A 20,991-nucleotide genomic window follows, 5' to 3' on the forward strand; every position below is an offset into this window, starting at 1 on the left:
TTTTATGAAACAGTCACAAATTTTAATACCAACGCAAAAAGAGGCTCCAAGTGATGCGGAAGCCTTAAGTCACAAAATGATGATTCGTGCTGGCTATCTTTACCAGATTTCAGCGGGAGTATGGTCTTATTTACCACTAGCATATCGGGTTATTCGTAAAGTAGAGAACATTATCCGTGATGAGATGGATAAAGCTGGAGCAGTGGAAATGATGATGCCTGCACTTGTTCCTGCTGATCTATGGAAAAAATCAGGCCGTTATGAGAGTTATGGGGATAACCTATTTAAATTAACGGATCGCCGTGATCGAGAATTTATTTTGGGTCCCACACATGAAGAAACTTTTACGGAAGTAATCCGTGATAGTATTAAGTCATACAAAAAGTTACCTTTAGTTGTTTACCAATTACAAGATAAGTTCCGTGATGAAGATCGTCCCCGTTACGGGATTCTTCGGGGAAAGGAATTTGAAATGCTAGATGGGTATTCCTTCTCTGCAGACCAAAGAGGCCTTGATGAAGCATATGACTTACAAGCTAAAGCTTATCGTAATATTTTTGATCGGGTTGGGCTAAATTATAAAGTAATTTTAGCTGACTCTGGGACAATTGGTGGTAAAAACTCACAAGAATTTTCTGCACCTGCGGAAGTAGGAGAAGATATTATTGCTTATACCGATGGCGATTATGCAGCTAATCTTGAAAAGGCGGTAAGCAAATTTGCCGGTGTTCAACAAACGGATGAGCCAGCACCATTAGAAAAGAAGGCAACTCCTGGAGCTCATACAGTTGATGAAGCGGCTGAAAGTCTTAAGATGGATCCTAATCAGGTAATCAAGTCAATGTTTTATATTGCTAAAATGGGTGAAGATGAATATCAGCCAGTATTAGTGTTAATGCGGGGTAATGATGAAGTAAACGAAGCAAAGGTTACTAATGCACTAGATTGTGAAGACCTCGAATTAGCTAGTGAAGAAGATGCAATGAAATATCTTAATGCTCATCCTGGTTCATTAGGTCCAGTTGGTGTCGGGGAAGATGTAAAGATACTTGCTGATAATTACGTTAAAGTTTTAGTCAACATGGCCTGTGGGGCTAATGAAGATGGTTACCACTATATCAATGCTAATATTGATCGTGACTTCCGCGTTGACAGTTTTGGTGATTTTCGTAATGTTAAAGAGGGTGAAATAGCTCCCGACGGAAAGCCAATCAAATTTACTAATGGAATTGAAATTGGTCATATCTTTAAACTTGGAACACTTTACTCGCAAAAGTTAGGGGCACAAGTCTTAGATCAAAATGGTCGGTTAACAGATGTAATCATGGGATGTTATGGAATCGGAGTTACCCGTTTATTATCTGCAGTTGCAGAACAAAATGCGGACGAAAACGGCTTAGTATGGCCTGACAGTATTGCACCGTTTGATATTCACGTTATTCCGGTTAATGCTAAGAACAAAGACCAAATGGAAATGGCTGAGGAAATTGATCAAAAATTAACTGAAGCAGGTTATGAAGTCTTAGTTGATGATCGAAAAGAACGGGCTGGTGTAAAATTTGCTGATTCTGATTTGATTGGTATTCCAATTCGGGTAACTATCGGTAAAAAGGCCCAAGATGGTATTGTAGAAATAAAGATTAGAAAGACCGGTGAAACTGTTGAAGTAAAGCAAGAAGAGCTAATTAATACAATTAGTATTTTGCTTAAACAGTTAAACGAAGAGAATAAGTAATTTAAATTAATGTGGTTGCGATGTTGTAAGAAAAACTTTTTTCGCACCACATTTTTAAGTAGGAGGATTATAGTGTGGGATTAAATCGCCAAGAATTATTTGAAAAATTATTAGAGCAAATTCACTTTCCTGAAAAAGACAATTCAGCATTTAAGAATGCGGCAGTTCAATCCGTTGTTGTTCATAAGCAATCTCAACATTGGGAATTTCACTTAATTTTTAATAAGGCGTTACCCTATGACCTTTTTTCACAGTTTGTTCAAAGTCTTGAATTAGGATTTAAGGATATTGCCAAGATAAGCGTTAAAATTAGTACACCAATGACAGAAATCAATGGGGTGTTAATTGCTAATTACTGGCAATATGTAATAAATCATTCAATTAGTGATTCGCCAATGTTACAACAGGTATGTTTGCAAACAGCGCCAGAAGTTAAAGATGGGCGAGTAACATTAGTAGTTGAAAACGAGGTTATTAAGGATCTTTTAGCACAAAAAGCGTTAGAAACGATTGAAAATTCTTATCAAGAACTTGGCTTTCCAAAGTTTCGTATCCATCCTTTTGTCGATCAATCAGCATCACAGGCTAAAATTAAGGAGCTTAAAGCTAAGCATGAAAAGGCAGATGCTGCTTTAGCTGCTAAGGCTGCTGCACGAATAAAAAAGAATGAAGTTAAAGCAACCAAAAAGAAAAACGCACCGGTTGCTCCAGCAGATGGACCGGTTCAACTAGGACGGCTAATTGATAGCAAGCAAAACACTATTCAAATGAAGGACATAAAAGGAGAAGAACGGTCCGTAGTAGTCGAAGGGTATGTATTCAATGCTGAAATCCGTGAATTACGTTCTGGGCGGCAACTATTAACCTTTGAAATCACCGATTATACTTCGTCATTTGCAGTTAAAAAGTTTTCTAGAAATAGTGATGATGAAGCACAATTTGCAAATATCAAAGCAGGAATGTGGTTAAAAGTCCGCGGACCTGTTCAAGAGGATACTTGGATGAGGGACTTGGTAATAACTGCTTATGATGTTAATCAGGTCAGCCATGCCGAACGTCAAGATAAGGCAGCAAAAGATGACAAACGTGTGGAACTTCATGCTCATACAACAATGAGCCAAATGGATGCAACCAATTCGATTACTGAACTTGCTACGCGGGCTCATAAATGGGGACATTCAGCAATTGCAGTGACCGATCACGGTAATGTTCAGGCGTTCCCAGAAGCATTTAGTGCAGCGCAAAAAACTGGAATTAAAATGCTATACGGGATGGAAGCAAATGTCGTTGACGATGGCATTCCGTTAGTATATAACGAAAATCACCAGGTACTCGCTCATCAGACTTATGTAATTTTTGACGTTGAAACAACGGGGTTATCCGCAATCTATGATAAAGTGATTGAGCTTTCCGCTGTTAAAATGCAAGACGGGAATGTTATTGAACGTTTTGATGAATTCATTGATCCTGGTTTTCCACTTTCAGAGCAGACAACCAATTTAACTAGCATTACAACCGAAATGGTGCGAGGCTCTAAGACAGAAAAAGAAGTCTTTCAAATGTTCCAAGATTTTTGTAAAGGAAGCATCATTGCCGGACATAATGTTTCGTTTGATATGGGATTTATGAATACCGGGTATCAACGGCATAAAATGAAAAAAATATCAGAACCAGTTATTGATACTCTTCCATTAGCACGCTTTTTGTATCCTGATATGCGTGGTTACCGGTTAAATACACTTAGTAAAAAGTTTAAGGTTGCATTGGAACATCACCACCGAGCTAATTATGATGCCGAAGCTACTGGGCATTTGCTTTACAAGTTTTTAAAAGATGCAGAAGCTCGTTATGATATAAAGTATGTTGATGACCTTAATAAATATATGGAAGAAAACAATGCTTATCGGCATGCCCGCCCATTTCATGTTACAATTTTCGCGCAAACACAGGCGGGGCTTAAAAATCTGTTTAAATTAGTATCCTTGTCAAATGTTGAATACTTCTACCGGGTTCCGCGAATTCCACGAACGGTTTTGACAAAGTATCGCGAAGGACTACTATTAGGGACTGCTTGTTCATCAGGTGAAGTTTTTACTGCGATGATGGAAAAGGGCTATTCCGAAGCAATGGAAAAAGCGCGGTATTACGACTTTATTGAAGTTCAGCCTAAGCCTAATTATTCCCCACTGTTAGAGCAACATGTAATTGCTGACGAAGCACACCTTGAAGATATTCTGAAGAACATGGTTAAATTGGGGGATGACCTTAATAAAACGGTAGTGGCCACAGGGGATGTTCATTACCTTGACCCACATGATGGGATTTACCGTAAAATTTTAATTAATTCTCAAGGGGGAGCAAATCCGTTAAATCGGACAGAAAGACCGGAAGTTCATTTTCGGACAACCGATGAGATGCTAAATGAGTTTGCTTTCCTTGGGGAGAAAAAAGCCCATGAGATTGTGGTGGAGAATAGTAATAAGATTGCGGATGAAATAGGTGATATTCGGCCAGTGAAAGATAAGTTATATCCTCCACATATGAAAGGTGCCGAACAGGAAATTCAAGATCGAACATGGAATACTGCCCGAAAATGGTATGGAGATCCCTTGCCGCAATTAGTCAAGGACCGAATTGAGCTAGAGTTGAACAGTATTGTTAAAAATGGTTTCTCTGTCCACTATTTAATAGCACAGCGTTTGGTTGCAAAATCAAATAAAGACGGATACTTGGTTGGTTCACGTGGATCTGTTGGTTCAAGTGTTGTTGCCACGCTTTCAGGAATTACGGAAGTTAATCCATTACCACCACATTATCGGTGTCCTAAATGCCAGTACAGTCATTTCTATACGCAAGGTGAGTATAGTTCTGGATTTGATTTGCCTGATAAGAAATGTCCCAAGTGTGGTACATTAATGGTTAAAGACGGTCATGATATTCCATTTCAAACTTTCCTCGGTTTTAAAGGAAATAAGGTTCCTGATATTGATTTGAACTTTTCTGGTGACTATCAACCGATTGCCCATAACTATATGAAAGTACTTTTTGGTGAAAAAAATGTGTTTAGGGCTGGTACAATCGGAACAGTTGCAGATAAGACGGCATATGGATATGTTAAAGCTTATGAGCGGGATACCGAAAAAGAATTTCGCAAAGCTGAAGAAGATCGTTTGGCTAAGGGTGCCACCGGAGTTAAACGGACAACCGGACAGCACCCCGCGGGGATCATTATCGTTCCGGATGATATGGATATTTATGATTTTACGCCGGTTCAATATCCAGCTGATGACCAAACTGCTGCCTGGGAAACAACCCACTTTGATTTCCACTCTATTCACGATAATATTCTTAAAATGGATATTTTAGGTCATGATGATCCAACAATGATTCGTGCACTTCAAGACCTTTCGGGAATTGATCCACAGTCGATACCGATGGATGATCCTGGAGTGATGGCACTGTTCTCTAGTCCCAAGGTCCTAGGGGTAACAGAAGAACAGATTCAAAGTAAAACCGGAACTTTAGGATTGCCTGAATTCGGAACTCGCTTTGTTCGCGGAATGTTAGAAGATACTCATCCAAAGAATTATTCGCAATTACTACAAATATCTGGTTTATCTCATGGTACAGGTGTGTGGTTGGATAATGCTCAAGAATTGATTAAGCAAGGAATTGCAACAATTGCCAATGTGATTGGATGTCGTGATAACATTATGACCGATTTAATCCACTATGGTTTAGATTCTGAAATTTCGTTCCAGATTATGGAGCACGTCCGAAAGGGGCGGGGGATTCCAGAAGATTGGCAAAAGAAGATGCATGAAGCAAACGTGCCGCAATGGTACATGGATTCGTGTCTGAAGATTAAATATATGTTCCCGCGCGCCCACGCAGCAGCTTACGTCTTAATGGCCTTACGGATTGCTTACTTTAAAGTTTACTTTCCATTAGTTTATTATTGTGCATTTTTCTCAGTCCGTGCTGACGATTTTGATGTTGTGGCAATGTCGCATGGGAAAGATGCTGTAAAACAGCGGATGGAAGAAATTAACAATAAGGGAAATGACGCAAGTGCAAAAGAAAAGAACTTATTAACAATACTCGAACTAGCAAATGAAATGTTGGAACGAGGTTTTAAGTTTAAGATGGTTGATATTGAAAAATCTGATGCCTCTAATTGGCTAATTGATGGTGACTCATTAATTGCACCATTCCGAGCTGTTCCTGGTTTGGGATTAAATGTTGCCAAGCAAATTGTTGCAGCTCGAGAGGAAAGACCGTTCCTTTCAAAAGAAGATTTAGCCGAACGAGGGAAGGTTTCACAAACACTTATTGACTTTCTAACCGATAACCATGTGCTAGATAAATTACCTGATGAAAATCAACTTAGTCTATTTTAGTTTTAGAAACTGAAACTACTTGTTTAAATATCTAGTTTATTGTCATTGCTTGCCAGTAGTAAGCATACATGCTATAATTATACATGGTAAATAACTCGTGGGAGTGAGCAGAGATGCTCGCTCTTTTTATTGCAGACATATGGAGGTGACACGTTTGAGCAGTGTTGTTGAGACTGTTACAGATCTTGTAACGCCAATTTTACAGGACCATGGATTTTACCTATATGATTTAGAATTTGTAAAAGAAGGTAAAAGCTGGTACCTCCGCGTTTACATTGATAAAAACGGCGGAATTACAATTGAAGATTGTGCAATAGTCAGTGATGAACTGAGTGAGGCATTAGATAATGTTGAGCCTGATCCTATTCCACAAGCTTATTTTTTAGAGGTTTCTTCGCCGGGTGCAGAACGACCATTGAAGAAGGAAGCAGATTATCAGCGTGCTGTTGATCATTACATTCATGTTTCTCTTTACCAACAGATTAATGGTCAAAAAGCATATGAAGGTACATTGACTCAATTATCTGAGAAAGAAATCACGTTGGATTACTTAGATAAGACTCGCCATCGGCAGATTACGATTGATCGTAAAAAGATTGCCCAGGCTCGATTAGCAATTAAATTTTAATATTAAAGGAGTGTCAAAAGGTGAGTAAGCCAAAAATTAATACTGAAATGATTGGCGCCCTTGATTATCTTGAAAAAGAAAAGGGTATAAAAAAAGAAATTGTCATTGAAGCACTAGAACAAGCATTGGAATCAGCATATAAGCAAAATTATGGTGACAAGAATGTTGAAGTAGAGTTTAATTCATTGACTGGTAACATCAAGGTTTATGCTGTTAAGACAATTACAGATGATGAAGAAGCAGTTGAAGCGGATAGCAATGAATTTATGAGTCTTGCTGATGCGCGAAAACTTCCTCATGGACAAGGGTATGATATTGGTGATGAAATTCGAGAGGAAGTAACCCCTCGTGACTTCGGAAGAATTGCCGCACAGACAGCTAAGCAGGTTGTAATGCAGCGCCTTCGTGAGGAAGAACGAAAGATTATTTATGATAAATATAAAACATATGAAAATGAGATTATTACCGGGGAAGTTTCCCGTGAAGATAAACGCTTTACATATGTTGATTTAGGTGATGGTGTTGAAGGTGCAATGGGCTTTCGGGATAAGATGCCGAATGAACATTATCACGTTCATGATCAAATCCAAGTGTACGTATCAAAGGTAAATGATGATCGTCGTGGACCGCAAATTTTTGTTAGCCGGACTGCTCCTGAGCTGTTGAAGCGACTATTTGAAAGAGAAGTTCCAGAAATTAAAGATGGAACGGTATTGATTGAAAATATCGCTCGTGAAGCAGGAGATCGAGCAAAAGTAGCCGTGTATTCCAATGATCCTAATGTTGATCCTGTTGGGACATGTGTTGGTCCACGTGGTTCCCGAGTTCAAGCGATTGTTAATGAACTCGATGGAGAAAACATGGATATTGTAGAGTATGTTAAGGATCCCGCTAAGTTTATTGCTAATGCCTTAAATCCAGCAGAAGTATTAGATGTCATCTTCAATGAAGAAAAGCCAGCACAAGAAGATGAGATGTCTGGTACTGATGAAGAGTCTGTAACTGAAGAACAAACAGAGCGTTCATGCACGGTAGTAGTTCCTGATAATCAATTATCTCTAGCTATTGGTAAGCGTGGACAAAATGCGCGGTTAGCAGCACGTTTAACTAAGTATAAGATTGATATTAAGTCTGCTTCAGAAATGGAAAATCAAGATACAACGGAAGACACTACAGTTGATTTAGCGGAAACCGAAAGTACGGACGAAGATGAAAACTAATAATTAGGCAGCGGGGTGAAATGATGAAAAAGAGAAAAATACCGATGCGTAAAGATATTGTTACCGGCGAAATGATGCCAAAGAGACAGCTTATTCGGGTAGTAAAGAATAAGGAAGATCAAGTTTCTTTAGATCCAACCGGGAAAAAGCCTGGACGTGGAGCATATATTGCAATTAACGTTGATATTGCCAAACGCGCTAAAAAAGAGAAAACTTTTGAAAAGGCTTTTCATGTTCAGCTAGATGATACGTTTTATGATGAACTAATTAAATATGCTGATCATTTACAGGCTCGGCAAGAGTTATTTGGCAATGACAAATAATGAGCAAAAGATTCTTAATCTACTTGGAATAGCTCGTCGTGCACGGCAACTTCAAAGTGGAGAAGAGATCGTATTAAAAAATATTCAAACTCAAAAGGCAAAGTTTGTGTTCTTAGCTTCAGATGCAGGAAAAGCTAGTAGTAAAAAGATCAGTGATAAATGTAATTTTTATAATATTCCTTTTTCAACATTATTTACTAAGAACCAGCTCAGTCAGGCAGCGGGACAATCTCGAACCGTTTTTTGTGTGATGCAATCAGGTTTTGCAAGAAAGTTTGAGGAACTATTAACAATGGAATAAGGAGCGTGAGCATATGGCTAAAGAACGAATTTATGAATTAGCTAAGGAATTAAAAATGCCTAGCAAGGACTTAGTTAATGTGGCCAATCGACAAGGTATGGAAATTAAGAGTCACATGTCATCCGTTACGCCAGATCAAGCACAACAACTTCGAAAAATTATAAAGGGCGGACAAAAGCCGGTGAATAAACAATCAGTACCCCAAAATGACCATCATGATGCTAACAAGAAACAAGAAAACAAGCATAAGCACAGTCATGATCAACATCGTGAAAAAGTGCAAAATGAACGGGCACAAAAGAAAAATAATCACCAACATAATGGTGAGACAAAAGATAACCACCAACGCCACAATAGTAGTAAAGGTGGACGTTTCGGCGGCAGTTTAAGTAATGACCAAGGGCGCAACGGCAAACGGTTTAATAAGAAGAATAAGAAAAACAAGAAACATAATAAGAATAAGCGTCTTAGAGAAGTTGCTCATAAGCAACCAACACAACGTAAGGATAAGCCGCTTCCTGAAGTACTCGAATATACTGATGGGATGAATGCACAAGATCTTGGAAAAATTCTTCACCGTTCACCAGCAGAAATCGTTAAAAAATTGTTTATGCTTGGTGTTATGATAAATCAAAACCAATCACTTGATAAAGATACGATTGAATTATTAGCAACTGATTATGGCATTGAGGCAAAAGAAAAAGTTCAAGTTGATGTTTCAGATATTGATAAGATGTTTGAAGATGAACAGAATAATACTGAAAATCAAGTTTCACGGCCTGCAGTTGTTACTGTAATGGGACATGTTGACCATGGTAAAACCACTTTACTTGATAAGTTGCGTCATTCGCATGTTACCGAGCATGAAGCAGGAGGAATTACTCAAGAGATAGGTGCTTATCAGGTACACTATAATGATCACCTAATTACGTTCCTTGATACCCCAGGACATGCGGCCTTTACTGAAATGCGTGCACGGGGAGCTAATATTACTGATATCACTGTTTTAGTTGTGGCGGCTGATGATGGAGTAATGCCACAAACTGTTGAGGCTATTCACCACGCGCAAGCGGCTAATACGCCGATTATTGTGGCAGTTAATAAGATTGATAAGCCAGGTGCTAACCCAGATCGAGTAACAGAAGAATTAGCTAAATATAACTTAATTCCAGAAGACTGGGGTGGAGACACCATTTTTGTTAAGATTTCTGCTAAGTTTGGTAAAAATCTTGATGAATTGCTCGACATGATTTTATTGCAAGCTGAAATGATGGAATTAAAAGCAAATCCAGATCAAAATGCCGCAGGATCTGTTGTTGAAGCTCGATTGGATCAGGGCCGTGGATCAGTTGCTACTATTCTTGTTCAGCAAGGTACTTTGCATGTTGGAGACCCAATTGTTGTTGGTAATACTTTTGGTCGTGTGCGGACGATGACCAATGAAAATGGTCGTCGGATTAAAGAAGCAACGCCATCGACACCAGTTGAAATTACAGGATTAAATGAAGTCCCAGAAGCTGGTGACCGTTTTGTGGTCTTTGATGATGAAAAGACTGCTCGTGCTGCCGGTGAAGAACGTGCAAAACGGGCAATGGACAAAGAGCGACAAAAGACTTCTCACGTGACATTAGATAATTTATTTGCCACAATGAAGAAAGGCCAGATGAAGACTCTTCCAATTATTATTAAGGCTGATGTTCAGGGTTCAGTTGAAGCTTTGAGTCAAAGTCTTCAAAAGATTAAGGTTGATGGAGTCAGAGTAGATATTATTCACCAAGCGGTTGGTGCGATTAACCAAAGCGATGTTACATTAGCCGAAGCTTCAAATGCAGTTATTATCGGGTTTAATGTTCGTCCAACGGCTGTCGCTAAGACACTAGCTGATTCTAATAGTATTGATATTCGTCTTCACCGAGTTATTTATGATGCTATTGAGGAAGTTGAAGATGCGATGAAGGGAATGCTTGAACCAGTTTATAAAGAAGAAACAATTGGTCAAGTAGAAGTTCGGCAAATTTACAAGGCTTCTAAAGTAGGTACTATCGCAGGGGGAATGGTTACATCTGGTAAAATTACCCGTGATGCTAAAGTACGGTTAGTTCGTGATGGTGTTGTTATTTATGAAGGTGAACTAGGCAGTCTTAAGCGTTTCAAAGATGACGTTAAAGAAGTTAAGCAAGGATACGAATGTGGTTTAACAATTGAAAACTACAATGATATTAAGGAAATGGATGTTATTGAAGCCTACAGAATGAAAGAAGTTCCAGTTAAATAAAGCTGAGGAGAGATAAAAATGCCAAGTAAACAATATCGAGTAGATCGTCTTGCTCAAGAGATACAAAGAGATGTTGATGAAATCTTGTTAAAGCGGGTTAGAGATCCACGAGTGCAAGATGTTACAATTACCGGTGTAGATGTTACAGGTGATCTTCAGCAGGCAACAATATACTATAGTATTTTGTCTGACCTTGCTTCAGATGCTGAAAAGGCACAAGCAGGACTAGATAAAGCGACAGGCCTGATTCGTAGTGAATTAGGTGCTCGTCTTAATATCTTTAAGACTCCAGAAATTAAATTTGTAAGAGACCCATCAGTTGCTTACGGAAGTCGAATTGATCAACTTATTAATGACTTACACAAAAAAGAAAATTAACTAAGAGAAGGGAGCTTGACGAAAGCTATTTATGCTTCGTTTCATGTTCCCGCAAGCACAAATAGGCATCTAGGGTTCGGCGTCACCGAACTTTAGATGCCATTTATGTACTGTGCTGTTCACTTTTTATATCAGTAATGGGGTTTAGCCCTTTTTGGAGGATTAATAAATGGATGGAATAATTCCTTTATATAAAGAACGCGGAATGACAAGTTTTGCGTGCGTTAGTCGTTTACGGCAAATTTTAAAAACAAGAAAAATTGGTCATTCTGGAACGCTTGATCCAAATGTTGCAGGAGTTTTACCAATTTGTGTTGGTAATGCGACAAAGGTGGTCGATTACTTAATGCAGTCTGGTAAGCAATATCAGGGTGAGCTATTAGTTGGCTTTTCAACCACAACGCAGGATCTTGATGGTGAAAAAATTGCTGAAAAGCCAGTTGAAGATGAAATTCCGCTAGAAAAAATTAAGGCAACTATGGAAAAGCTAACTGGAATTATTACACAAATTCCGCCAATGTATTCTGCAGTAAAGGTAAATGGAAAAAAACTTTATGAATATGCTCGTGCGGGTGAAACTGTTAAACGCCCTAAGCGTCAGGTAGAAATTAAGAAGTTTGTATTGCTAAGTTCAAAGTATGATGGAAAGAATAAACAACAACGAATCCGGTTTAATGTGGAATGCAGTAAAGGAACTTATATCCGAACACTTGTGGTAGAATTAGCCCGACAGTTAGGGTATCCTGGAGTGATGAGTATTTTAACCCGACTAAAAAGTGGTGGATTTACTCTTGAACAGACGCTTAGTTTAACTGATATTCAAGATGCCGTAGCCACACAGACACTACAACAATATATGTATCCTCTTGACTACGCTTTAAGAGGATATCCGCGGATAGACCTGCAAACACCTCAGTGGAAGAAAGTTCAAAATGGTGGTTGGCTTTCACCAAGTGAGTTGAATACAAGTAAATCAGAAATTGTGTTATTATTTGATGGTCAGGTAAAAGCGTTATACCATTTTGATGCAAAAAACAAATTATATAAACCAACAAAAATGTTTGCCGTTAAGTAAGTAGAGAATGACCTTTTTAATAGGTGCTTTTGATATATTATGTTAGGCATTGGTTATTTTCATATATTTGTTAAAAGCAAGGGTTGAAGGAGAAAATAATTTTCGGACCCGCAGAAATGTAGTAAAATTCACAAAATATTTATGAATACGAGGAGAGTAGAGTGTATGCAGGTTATCAAAATACGCCATCCCTTAAGAAAAGAATTAGTTCCAGCAGGTGACGTTGTCTTAGCAATGGGTTTTTTTGATGGTGTTCATCGCGGGCATCAAGCTGTAATTGCGCGTGCACGTAAAATTGCTAAAGAAAAAGGGTTACCGCTTGCTGTTTTAACCTACGACCATGCTCCAGGGATTGTTTATCGTCAATATGAGGGTGGGTTTAAATACTTATCGACGGTAACAAGAAAACTCGAATTATTAGAAAAATTAGGTGTTGATATTGTTTACTTGATAAGTTTCACATCTTCATTTGCTAATTTAGCACCGCAGCATTTTGTCGACCAATATTTGATCGGTTTTCATGCTCAGATTGTAGTTGCGGGATTTGACCATACATATGGATTGGCTGAGGTTGCCTCAATGGATTTACTACCTAAATATGCGGCTGGCCGTTTTGAAGTGGTGACAGTCCCTAAACTTACAGAAAATAATGGTTATGACAAAATCAGTTCACACGAAATTCGGCAGTTTATTGATAAGGGGAGTGTAAAAGATGCTAATCAAGCATTAGGCTACACCTATCAAACTACGGGCCTGGTAGTTCACGGCTTGGCGCGAGGACGGACGCTTGGCTTTCCAACAATTAATGTTGAACATCCAACAGAAGAACGGATTCCAGGAATTGGTGTATATGCGGTAAGGGTAAAAATAGGTAACAATTGGTATGGTGGAATGGCTAGTGTAGGCCATAATATAACTTTTGGCGATAGTAATCAGTTAACGGTTGAAATTTATTTATTTGATTTCCATCAAATGGTATATGGTGAAGAAGTGTTGGTTCGCTGGCATGATTACCTTCGTGGGGAAGAAAAATTTGCGGGTGCTAAAGAATTAATAGAACAGATGAAACAAGATGAACAAAATGCTCGTCAAATATTAAATAATATTAAAATTAAAGAGATTTGAGGTACTTAATATCATTAGACTCTCAAATCTCTTTTTTAGTGACGACTTCCGTGATGGTTAGTCGTTTGATTAATTTTGTGAATATTACGTTCAAATTTAAACCCGCCATCAGTAACTAATTTAAAATGTCGCATTTTGCCATTAAAAGGCTTGCCATTTAAACGTATTGTAGTCCAGCTTTGCATAATTTTTGTCATGTTAGCCAATGCTTTTAATTGTGTGGGATTATTTTCTTTAATGGCAGCATCTTTGATATCTGATTGTAACCGATAAATAAGATTATTATGATAATCTAGTATTTCATTTGTGAGTGGAGCATTTCGATACTTATTAAATAATTTTTGAATTAATAACATGGCTTCCTTAGTGTTTTGCGGTTGAATATAACGATGTTCTTTGTGTTTCATTCTAGAAAACTCCTTTAAATTGTTTGACGTTTCTTGACTTTTAGACTGGTAGTTGGTATATTATACAGTGTGTTTAGCACTTGACCCTAATGAGTGCTAAAAAGGGGAAGTGATATTTGATGCTAACACAACGCCAGAAAAAGATTCTGCAAGCGATTGTACGTCAATATACGTCAACTGGTCAACCGGTTGGATCCAAACATCTCGCAGAAAAATTGCCGTTTAAAGTCAGCTCAGCAACTGTCCGTAATGAAATGGCAATTTTAGAAGACAATGACTTGATTCTAAAAGAGCACTCTTCATCGGGTCGTATTCCTTCTAAGCAAGGTTACCGTTATTATGTTGATAACCTGTTAGATCCGCAGGCTGTTACGGATAATGACCTAGTAGTGATTCAAAACTCATTAGGAACTGGATTCCAAAAGATTGATGAAATTGTTTCGCATTCAGCAGATATCTTATCAAACTTAACTTCATATACTGCATTTACTCTTAAGCCAGAGCAAGAAAGTGTTCGTTTAAGCGGGTTTAGAGTTGTACCTCTTGGTAATCACAAGGTTATCGCGATCTTGGTTACTGATAGCGGAGAAGTTGAAAGTCAATCATTTACATTGCCTAAAGACATTGATACTGATGCTATGCAAGCAGTTATCAGAATGATTAACGATCAATTAGTCGGCTTACCGCTTTCCGAAGTAGTAAAGCGTTTGAAAGATGATATCCCATTACGGGTTGTGCACTATATGCATAGTCCCGATGGTTTCTTAGATATCTTTAATAATGTTTTATCACAGGCAGCACGAGAGCGGTTCTTTGTTGGTGGGCGATTAAATCTATTGGATTTTGCAAGTACAAATAACCCTCATACTATTCAGGCACTCTATGGTTTGCTAGATAGAAATGATAATCTATCAGACCTACTGGATCCTACTCTGACATCGGAAAATGGAGTTAATGTTAAAATCGGTCAAGAAATCTCAAAGAATAAGCTTCTTGATGATTATAGCTTAATTACAGCAAGCTATAATGTTGAACAGTATGGAAAAGGAATTATTGCCGTACTTGGACCAACACGAATGCCATATTCTCGAACAATTGGGATCGTGAATGCATTTCGTCAAGAATTAGCAAAACGACTATTAGATTTCTACCGTCACTATTATGATTCATAGGAGGCGAGTTAATTGGCCAAAGAAAAACAAGAAAAACAATCTAAGCCTACAAAAGACAATGAGGCTCCGAAAACTGAGAATAAAAAGGAAACTTCTGATAAAAAAATTGATCAAGTTTCCAAATTAAAAACTGAAATTGCTGATTTAAAGCAGCAGCTTGCTGATAAAGATGATAAGTATTTGCGAGCTGAGGCTGAAATTCAAAACATGACTAACCGCTTTAACAAAGAACGTGCTCAATTGTTAAAGTACGATGGTCAAGACTTAGCAAAATCGATTTTACCTGTTTTAGACAACCTTAAACGTGCATTGGCAATTGAAGTTGTTGATGAAAATGGTAAACAGTTAAAAAAGGGAATTCAAATGGTTCATGACCATTTAGTAAAGGCATTAATTGATCATGACATTACCGAAATTGAAGCTGAGGGAAAACCATTTGATCCAACGCTACATCAAGCGGTTCAAACCGTGCCAGTGGAAGAAGGACAAAAACCAGAAACAGTTGTTAATGTTCTGCAAGCTGGATATCAATTGAAAGATCGAGTATTACGACCTGCAATGGTAGTTGTAGCTCAATAAATTTATGAGAGAAGGAAATAATTATGGCAAGTAATAAGATTATTGGTATTGATTTAGGTACTACTAACTCTGCGGTTGCTGTTATGGAAGGTAACGAACCAAAGATCATCACTAATCCAGAAGGTAGCCGGACTACTCCATCTGTTGTATCATTTAAGAATGGTGAAACACAGGTTGGTGAAGTTGCAAAACGACAAGCAATTACTAATCCCAACACAATTTCTTCAATTAAGAGTCATATGGGTGAAGCAGGATATACTGTCGAAGTGGACGGTAAGAAGTATACTCCACAAGAAATTTCAGCAATGATTCTGCAATACATCAAGAAGTATGCTGAAGATTACATTGGTGATACTGTTACTCAAGCGGTTATTACTGTTCCTGCTTACTTTAATGATGCACAACGGCAAGCTACTAAGGATGCTGGTAAGATTGCTGGACTAGATGTTAAGCGGATTATTAACGAACCTACTGCATCTTCATTAGCTTACGGTCTTGATAAGAAGGACAAGGATGAAAAGATTCTTGTTTATGACCTTGGTGGTGGTACTTTTGATGTTTCCATCCTTGAATTAGGTGATGGGGTCTTCCAAGTACTTTCAACTAATGGTGATACTCACTTAGGTGGGGATGACTTTGACCAAAAGATTATGGATTGGTTAATTGAAGGATTCAAGGAAGAGCATGGGGTTGACCTATCTCAAGACAAGATGGCCCTCCAACGGTTAAAGGATGCTGCTGAAAAGGCAAAGAAAGACTTGTCAGGTGTTCAAGAAGCACAAATCAGTTTGCCATTCATTTCTGCTGGTGAAAATGGTCCATTACACCTTGAAAAGACCTTAAGTCGTGCACAATTTAACCAATTAACCAATGATTTGGTAGAACGGACGAAACAACCAGTATTGAATGCTTTGAAGGATGCTGATCTTTCATTTGATGATATTGATGAAGTTATCTTAAACGGTGGATCTACTCGTATTCCAGCTGTTCAAGAAATGGTTAAGGAATTAACTGGTAAGGAACCTAACCACTCAATTAATCCTGATGAAGCGGTTGCTCTTGGTGCTGCTATCCAGGGTGGTGTTCTTACTGGAGATGTTAAAGATGTTGTCTTACTTGATGTTACACCACTTTCACTTGGTATTGAGACTATGGGTGGCGTATTTACCAAGTTAATTGACCGTAATACAACCATTCCTACTTCAAAGAGTCAAATCTTCTCAACGGCCGCTGATAACCAACCAGCTGTTGATATTCATGTTCTCCAAGGTGAACGTCCAATGGCTGCCGATAACAAGACACTAGGAAACTTCCAACTTACAGACATTCCAGCTGCTCCTCGTGGTGTTCCTCAAATCAAAGTTACATTTGATATTGACAAAAACGGTATTGTTAACGTTTCTGCTGAGGACCAAGGTACCCATAAGAAACAAAACATCACAATTAAGTCTAATTCTGGTTTAAGTGATGAAGAAATTGAACGAATGAAGAAGGATGCCGAAGAACACGCTGAAGCTGATAAGAAGAAGAAGGAAGAAGTAGACTTGAAGAACGAAGTCGACCAAGAACTCTTCCAAGTGGACAAGACCTTAAAGGAAGTTAAGGGTAAAGTTCCTGAAGATGATATCAAAAAGGCTGAAAGTGCTCGTGATGATTTGAAGAAGGCTAAGGAAAGCGGTAACCTTGATGATATGAAAGCTAAGAAGGATGCTTTAAATAAAGTAATCCAGGATCTTAGTGTAAAGCTATACCAACAAGCTCAAGGAGCACAGGGCAATGCTGCTAATGGCCAGCCTGGTGGTAACAACCAAAATAACGACAATGGTAAGGATGATAATACTGTTGATGGTGATTTTAAGGATGTTACACCAGATGACAAGAAATAGTCTGAGGTATAAACAGTCTTAAAATGTAGTGTAAAAGCCAAAGGCCAATTAAAAAACGGACTTTGGCTTTTACTTTCGTTTACTAGCTGTGGTATAACTAAACAAGCAACAATTAATGAGGTATTTATATGGCAGAACAAGATTATTATGACATTTTAGGTGTCTCGAAGGATGCATCCGAGAAAGACATCAAGCGCGCATATCGTCGGCTTGCGGCAAAATACCACCCAGATGTTAACCACGAGCCTGGTGCAGAAGAAAAGTTTAAGAAGATTAATGAAGCATATGAGACATTAAGCGACAGTCAAAAACGTGCTCAGTATGATCAATTTGGATCCGCTGGTCCGCAAGCAGGGCAAGGCTTTGGCGGCTTTGGTGGTAGTCAAGGTTATTCTAACTTTGGTGGCGGTTTTGATGATATCTTCAGCCAATTCTTTGGTGGTGGCGGTCGTACTCGTCGTGATCCTACTGCACCACGGCAAGGCCGAGATCTTCAATACTCAATGACACTTGATTTTATGGATGCAGTTTTTGGGAAAACAACTACAATTAAGTATGATCGAGATGCGGAATGTAAAACTTGTCACGGAACTGGAGCTAAGCCTGGTAAGTCTCCTGTAACGTGTCCTCGTTGTCATGGTGCAGGAGTTATTACAAGCGTTCGTCAAACACCACTTGGTAACATGCAGACGCAAACAACATGTCCAGAATGTAATGGTACTGGTAAAATTATTAAGCCAGAAGATCGTTGTAATACTTGCCATGGCGCAGGTCATGTCCATGAACGGCATGAATTAGAAGTTAAAGTGCCAGCTGGTGTTGATGATGGTCAACAGATGCGTCTCCAACACCAAGGTGATGCAGGTGAAAATGGTGGTCCGGCGGGAGATTTATACATTGTTTTCAGAGTAACACCAAGTCGAGAATTTAGACGAGATGGTTCCACAATTTACGTTGATCGTGACATTTCTTTTGCCCAAGCAGCATTGGGGGATGAAGTAAAAGTCAAAACTGTTCATGGCGATGTTGACTTAAAGATTCCTGCAGGAACGCAGTCTGAAACTAATTTCCGTCTTCGGGGCAAGGGAGTTCCACATCTTAATGGAAATGGTAATGGTGATGAGCACGTCACTGTCCATGTTAAAACCCCAAAGAGCTTAAATAAGCGTCAACGTGAGGCGATGATGGCATTTGCAGCAGCAAGTGGTGAAAACGTTAAGGGTGTAAAAAAGACCGTTCTTGATAAGCTCCGTGATGCATTTGAAGAAAAATAAAGTTATTTGTAATAGCGAGTGTCTAATAACAGGCATTCGTTATTTTGATATATAGAACTTTTCTATTATAAGTGGGATTTGGTATACTAGATAAAGAATAATCGTTGAAAGTGAGTCTTTTTAAATGAACCTAGAAGAAATGAAAGAACGCCAAAAACACATTAGAAATTTTTCGATTGTTGCGCATATTGACCATGGTAAATCGACATTGGCTGATCGAATTTTAGAAATGACAGATTCAATTAGCAAACGTGAGATGAAAAATCAGATTCTTGATGATATGCCGCTGGAACGTGAACGGGGAATAACCATTAAACTTAATGCAGTAGCCTTAACCTACCACGCTAAAGACGGTGAGGATTATATTTTTCATTTAATTGATACCCCGGGACACGTTGACTTTTCCTATGAAGTCTCTCGATCGTTAGCAGCCTGTGAAGGTGCGGTCTTAGTTGTTGATGCAACTCAAGGAGTTGAGGCCCAAACATTAGCTAATGTATACTTGGCCCTCGACAATGACCTTGAAATTCTTCCAGTTATTAATAAAATTGACCTACCGTCTGCTGATCCTGCTGGTACAAAAAAGCAAATTGAAGATGAGATAGGTCTGGATACTGATGAAGCCGTTGATATTAGTGCAAAGACCGGAATGGGTGTTGACGAAGTTCTTGAAAAAATTGTAAAAGATATTCCAGCGCCAACTGGTGATTTGACAGCGCCGTTGAAAGCTTTGATTTTTGATTCTAAGTATGATGACTACCGAGGGGTTGTTCTTAGTGTGCGGATTGTTGAAGGAACGGTAAAAAAGGGCGACCGCATTAAACTAATGAATGGTGGTACAGAGTATGAAGTGGCTGAAGTCGGAATTAATTCACCGAAGCCACTTGCACGGGATGTTTTAATGGCTGGTGATGTTGGTTACATTACAGCCGCTATTAAGGATATTAAGGACACCAGAGTTGGTGATACTGTTACCAGTGCTGATAACCCGACAGATAAGCCATTAGAAGGATACCGGCAGATGACACCAATGGTATATGCAGGGCTATATCCTACAGATAATGCCAAATTTAATGACTTAAGAGATGCCTTAGAGAAGTTACAACTTAACGATGCGGCTTTGACCTTTGAACCGGAATCATCGCAAGCACTGGGCTTTGGTTTTCGGTGTGGTTTTCTTGGACTACTTCATATGGATGTTATTCAAGAACGTTTAGAACGCGAATTTAATCTTGATTTAATTACCACTGCGCCATCAGTTACTTACCACGTTGAATTAGCTGATGGAACGACCAAAGAAGTGGAAAATCCTGCCGAAATGCCTGATGCTTCATCAATTAAAGCTATCAAAGAACCGTATGTGCGGGCTTCTATTATGGTTCCAAATGATTATGTTGGTCCGGTAATGGAGTTATGCCAACGTAAACGGGGTGATTTTGATACGATGGAATATTTAAGCGATACACGCGTTAATGTAATTTACCATATTCCGTTGTCCGAAATTATCTTTGATTTCTTTGATAAATTGAAGAGTTCAACTCGTGGGTATGCATCGCTTGATTATGAAATTGATGGTTATCGTCCAAGTAACCTTGTTAAGATTGATATTTTACTTAATGGCGATAAGGTTGATGCGTTAAGCTTTATTGCGCACCGTGACTTTGCAGCTGAACGTGGACGTGAAATTACCACTAAGCTAAAGAAAATTATTCCACGACAAAACTTTGAAATTCCTATTCAAGCAGCTATTGGATCAAAGATTATTGCGCGAACTAATATCAAGGCTTACCGTAAAGATGTTACGGCACGTATTCATACTGGTGATCCAGATCGACGGGCAAAACTATTAGATAAGCAAAAACGCGGCAAAAAGCGAATGAAGGCTGTTGGAAAGGTTGATATTCCTCAAGAAGCCTTTATGGCCGTTTTGAAGACCGATGAGCAATTGGATGAGAAGTAAACGTTGATGTAAAGGCGTTTCTAACTTGCTAAATTTCACAAAGTAGACCAATTTATATACCAATTAAAGTGTTTTGCCCACCATTTGCCCACATGAAATAAAAGTTCGAGGTTACGTATAACTTCGGACTTTTTAATTAGTGCGCCCGGCATGGATATTAGCTAGGCGGTGAGAGTCCGCTATGGGCCATAGTAGTCGGAACCATGAGCCGAGGACAAGGGTGTCCACTGCGAGGTGGAATCTGAAGGAAGTC

At 38.8% G+C, this 20,991-nt stretch carries 16 protein-coding genes; 15 read left to right on the forward strand and 1 reads right to left on the reverse strand.

Annotated elements, in window-relative coordinates:
- Window positions 1-4 precede the first annotated feature (4 nt).
- The 10 genes from H5S39_RS01800 (at window position 5) to ribF (ending at window position 13,460) form a co-directional block, all read left to right on the forward strand.
- The gene (locus H5S39_RS01800) at window positions 5-1,735 is read left to right on the forward strand and encodes a proline--tRNA ligase (protein WP_182596005.1); all 1,731 of its coding nucleotides are present in this window, start codon (window positions 5-7) and stop codon (window positions 1,733-1,735) included.
- A gap of 74 nt (window positions 1,736-1,809) precedes the next feature.
- Window positions 1,810-6,135, forward strand: coding sequence for a PolC-type DNA polymerase III (locus tag H5S39_RS01805; protein WP_182596006.1), 4,326 nt, complete (start codon window positions 1,810-1,812; stop codon window positions 6,133-6,135).
- A 154-nt stretch (window positions 6,136-6,289) separates the two neighbouring features.
- Window positions 6,290-6,763, forward strand: coding sequence for a ribosome maturation factor RimP (gene rimP, locus H5S39_RS01810; protein WP_182596007.1), 474 nt, complete (start codon window positions 6,290-6,292; stop codon window positions 6,761-6,763).
- A 20-nt stretch (window positions 6,764-6,783) separates the two neighbouring features.
- Entirely contained in the window at window positions 6,784-7,983 is a 1,200-nt protein-coding gene (gene nusA / locus H5S39_RS01815) for a transcription termination factor NusA (protein WP_182596008.1), read from the forward strand.
- Window positions 7,984-8,006: 23 nt separating this feature from the next.
- Window positions 8,007-8,306 carry an RNase P modulator RnpM gene (gene rnpM / locus H5S39_RS01820; RefSeq protein WP_182596023.1) on the forward strand — a complete coding sequence of 100 codons (300 nt, stop codon included), beginning with the start codon at window positions 8,007-8,009 and terminating at the stop codon, window positions 8,304-8,306.
- The gene (locus H5S39_RS01825) at window positions 8,296-8,607 is read left to right on the forward strand and encodes a YlxQ-related RNA-binding protein (protein ID WP_182596009.1); all 312 of its coding nucleotides are present in this window, start codon (window positions 8,296-8,298) and stop codon (window positions 8,605-8,607) included. Before rnpM ends, H5S39_RS01825 begins: the two co-directional genes overlap by 11 nt.
- Before the next feature lie 13 nt (window positions 8,608-8,620).
- Window positions 8,621-10,882 carry a translation initiation factor IF-2 gene (gene infB, locus H5S39_RS01830; RefSeq protein ID WP_182596010.1) on the forward strand — a complete coding sequence of 754 codons (2,262 nt, stop codon included), beginning with the start codon at window positions 8,621-8,623 and terminating at the stop codon, window positions 10,880-10,882.
- An 18-nt stretch (window positions 10,883-10,900) separates the two neighbouring features.
- Window positions 10,901-11,260 (forward strand): 30S ribosome-binding factor RbfA, encoded by a 360-nt coding sequence (gene rbfA, locus H5S39_RS01835; protein ID WP_182596011.1) that lies wholly within the window; start codon window positions 10,901-10,903, stop codon window positions 11,258-11,260.
- Window positions 11,261-11,429: 169 nt separating this feature from the next.
- The gene (gene truB / locus H5S39_RS01840) at window positions 11,430-12,335 is read left to right on the forward strand and encodes a tRNA pseudouridine(55) synthase TruB (protein ID WP_182596012.1); all 906 of its coding nucleotides are present in this window, start codon (window positions 11,430-11,432) and stop codon (window positions 12,333-12,335) included.
- A 165-nt stretch (window positions 12,336-12,500) separates the two neighbouring features.
- Entirely contained in the window at window positions 12,501-13,460 is a 960-nt protein-coding gene (gene ribF, locus H5S39_RS01845) for a riboflavin biosynthesis protein RibF (protein ID WP_182596013.1), read from the forward strand.
- A 35-nt stretch (window positions 13,461-13,495) separates the two neighbouring features.
- Here the strand turns inward: ribF and H5S39_RS01850 are convergent, their stop codons facing one another.
- Entirely contained in the window at window positions 13,496-13,867 is a 372-nt protein-coding gene (locus H5S39_RS01850; protein ID WP_182596014.1) for a hypothetical protein, read from the reverse strand.
- 119 nt (window positions 13,868-13,986) lie between these two features.
- Here H5S39_RS01850 and hrcA point away from each other — a divergent pair, with 119 nt between their 5' ends.
- The 5 genes from hrcA (at window position 13,987) to lepA (ending at window position 20,738) form a co-directional block, all read left to right on the forward strand.
- Complete coding sequence (hrcA, locus tag H5S39_RS01855; RefSeq protein WP_182596015.1) at window positions 13,987-15,039, forward strand: heat-inducible transcriptional repressor HrcA; 1,053 nt, start codon at window positions 13,987-13,989, stop codon at window positions 15,037-15,039.
- 12 nt (window positions 15,040-15,051) lie between these two features.
- A complete protein-coding gene (gene grpE / locus H5S39_RS01860) occupies window positions 15,052-15,618 on the forward strand; it encodes a nucleotide exchange factor GrpE (protein ID WP_182596016.1) in 567 nt (188 codons plus the stop codon).
- A 23-nt stretch (window positions 15,619-15,641) separates the two neighbouring features.
- Window positions 15,642-17,504 (forward strand): molecular chaperone DnaK, encoded by a 1,863-nt coding sequence (gene dnaK / locus H5S39_RS01865; protein WP_182596017.1) that lies wholly within the window; start codon window positions 15,642-15,644, stop codon window positions 17,502-17,504.
- Between the two features lie 128 nt (window positions 17,505-17,632).
- Window positions 17,633-18,778, forward strand: coding sequence for a molecular chaperone DnaJ (dnaJ, locus tag H5S39_RS01870; protein ID WP_182596018.1), 1,146 nt, complete (start codon window positions 17,633-17,635; stop codon window positions 18,776-18,778).
- 124 nt (window positions 18,779-18,902) lie between these two features.
- Window positions 18,903-20,738, forward strand: coding sequence for a translation elongation factor 4 (gene lepA / locus H5S39_RS01875; RefSeq protein WP_182596019.1), 1,836 nt, complete (start codon window positions 18,903-18,905; stop codon window positions 20,736-20,738).
- Window positions 20,739-20,991: the final 253 nt, after the last annotated feature.

The sequence above is a fragment of the Limosilactobacillus rudii genome, assembly GCF_014145455.1.
In the GTDB taxonomy this organism is placed as follows: Bacteria; Bacillota; Bacilli; order Lactobacillales; family Lactobacillaceae; genus Limosilactobacillus; species Limosilactobacillus rudii.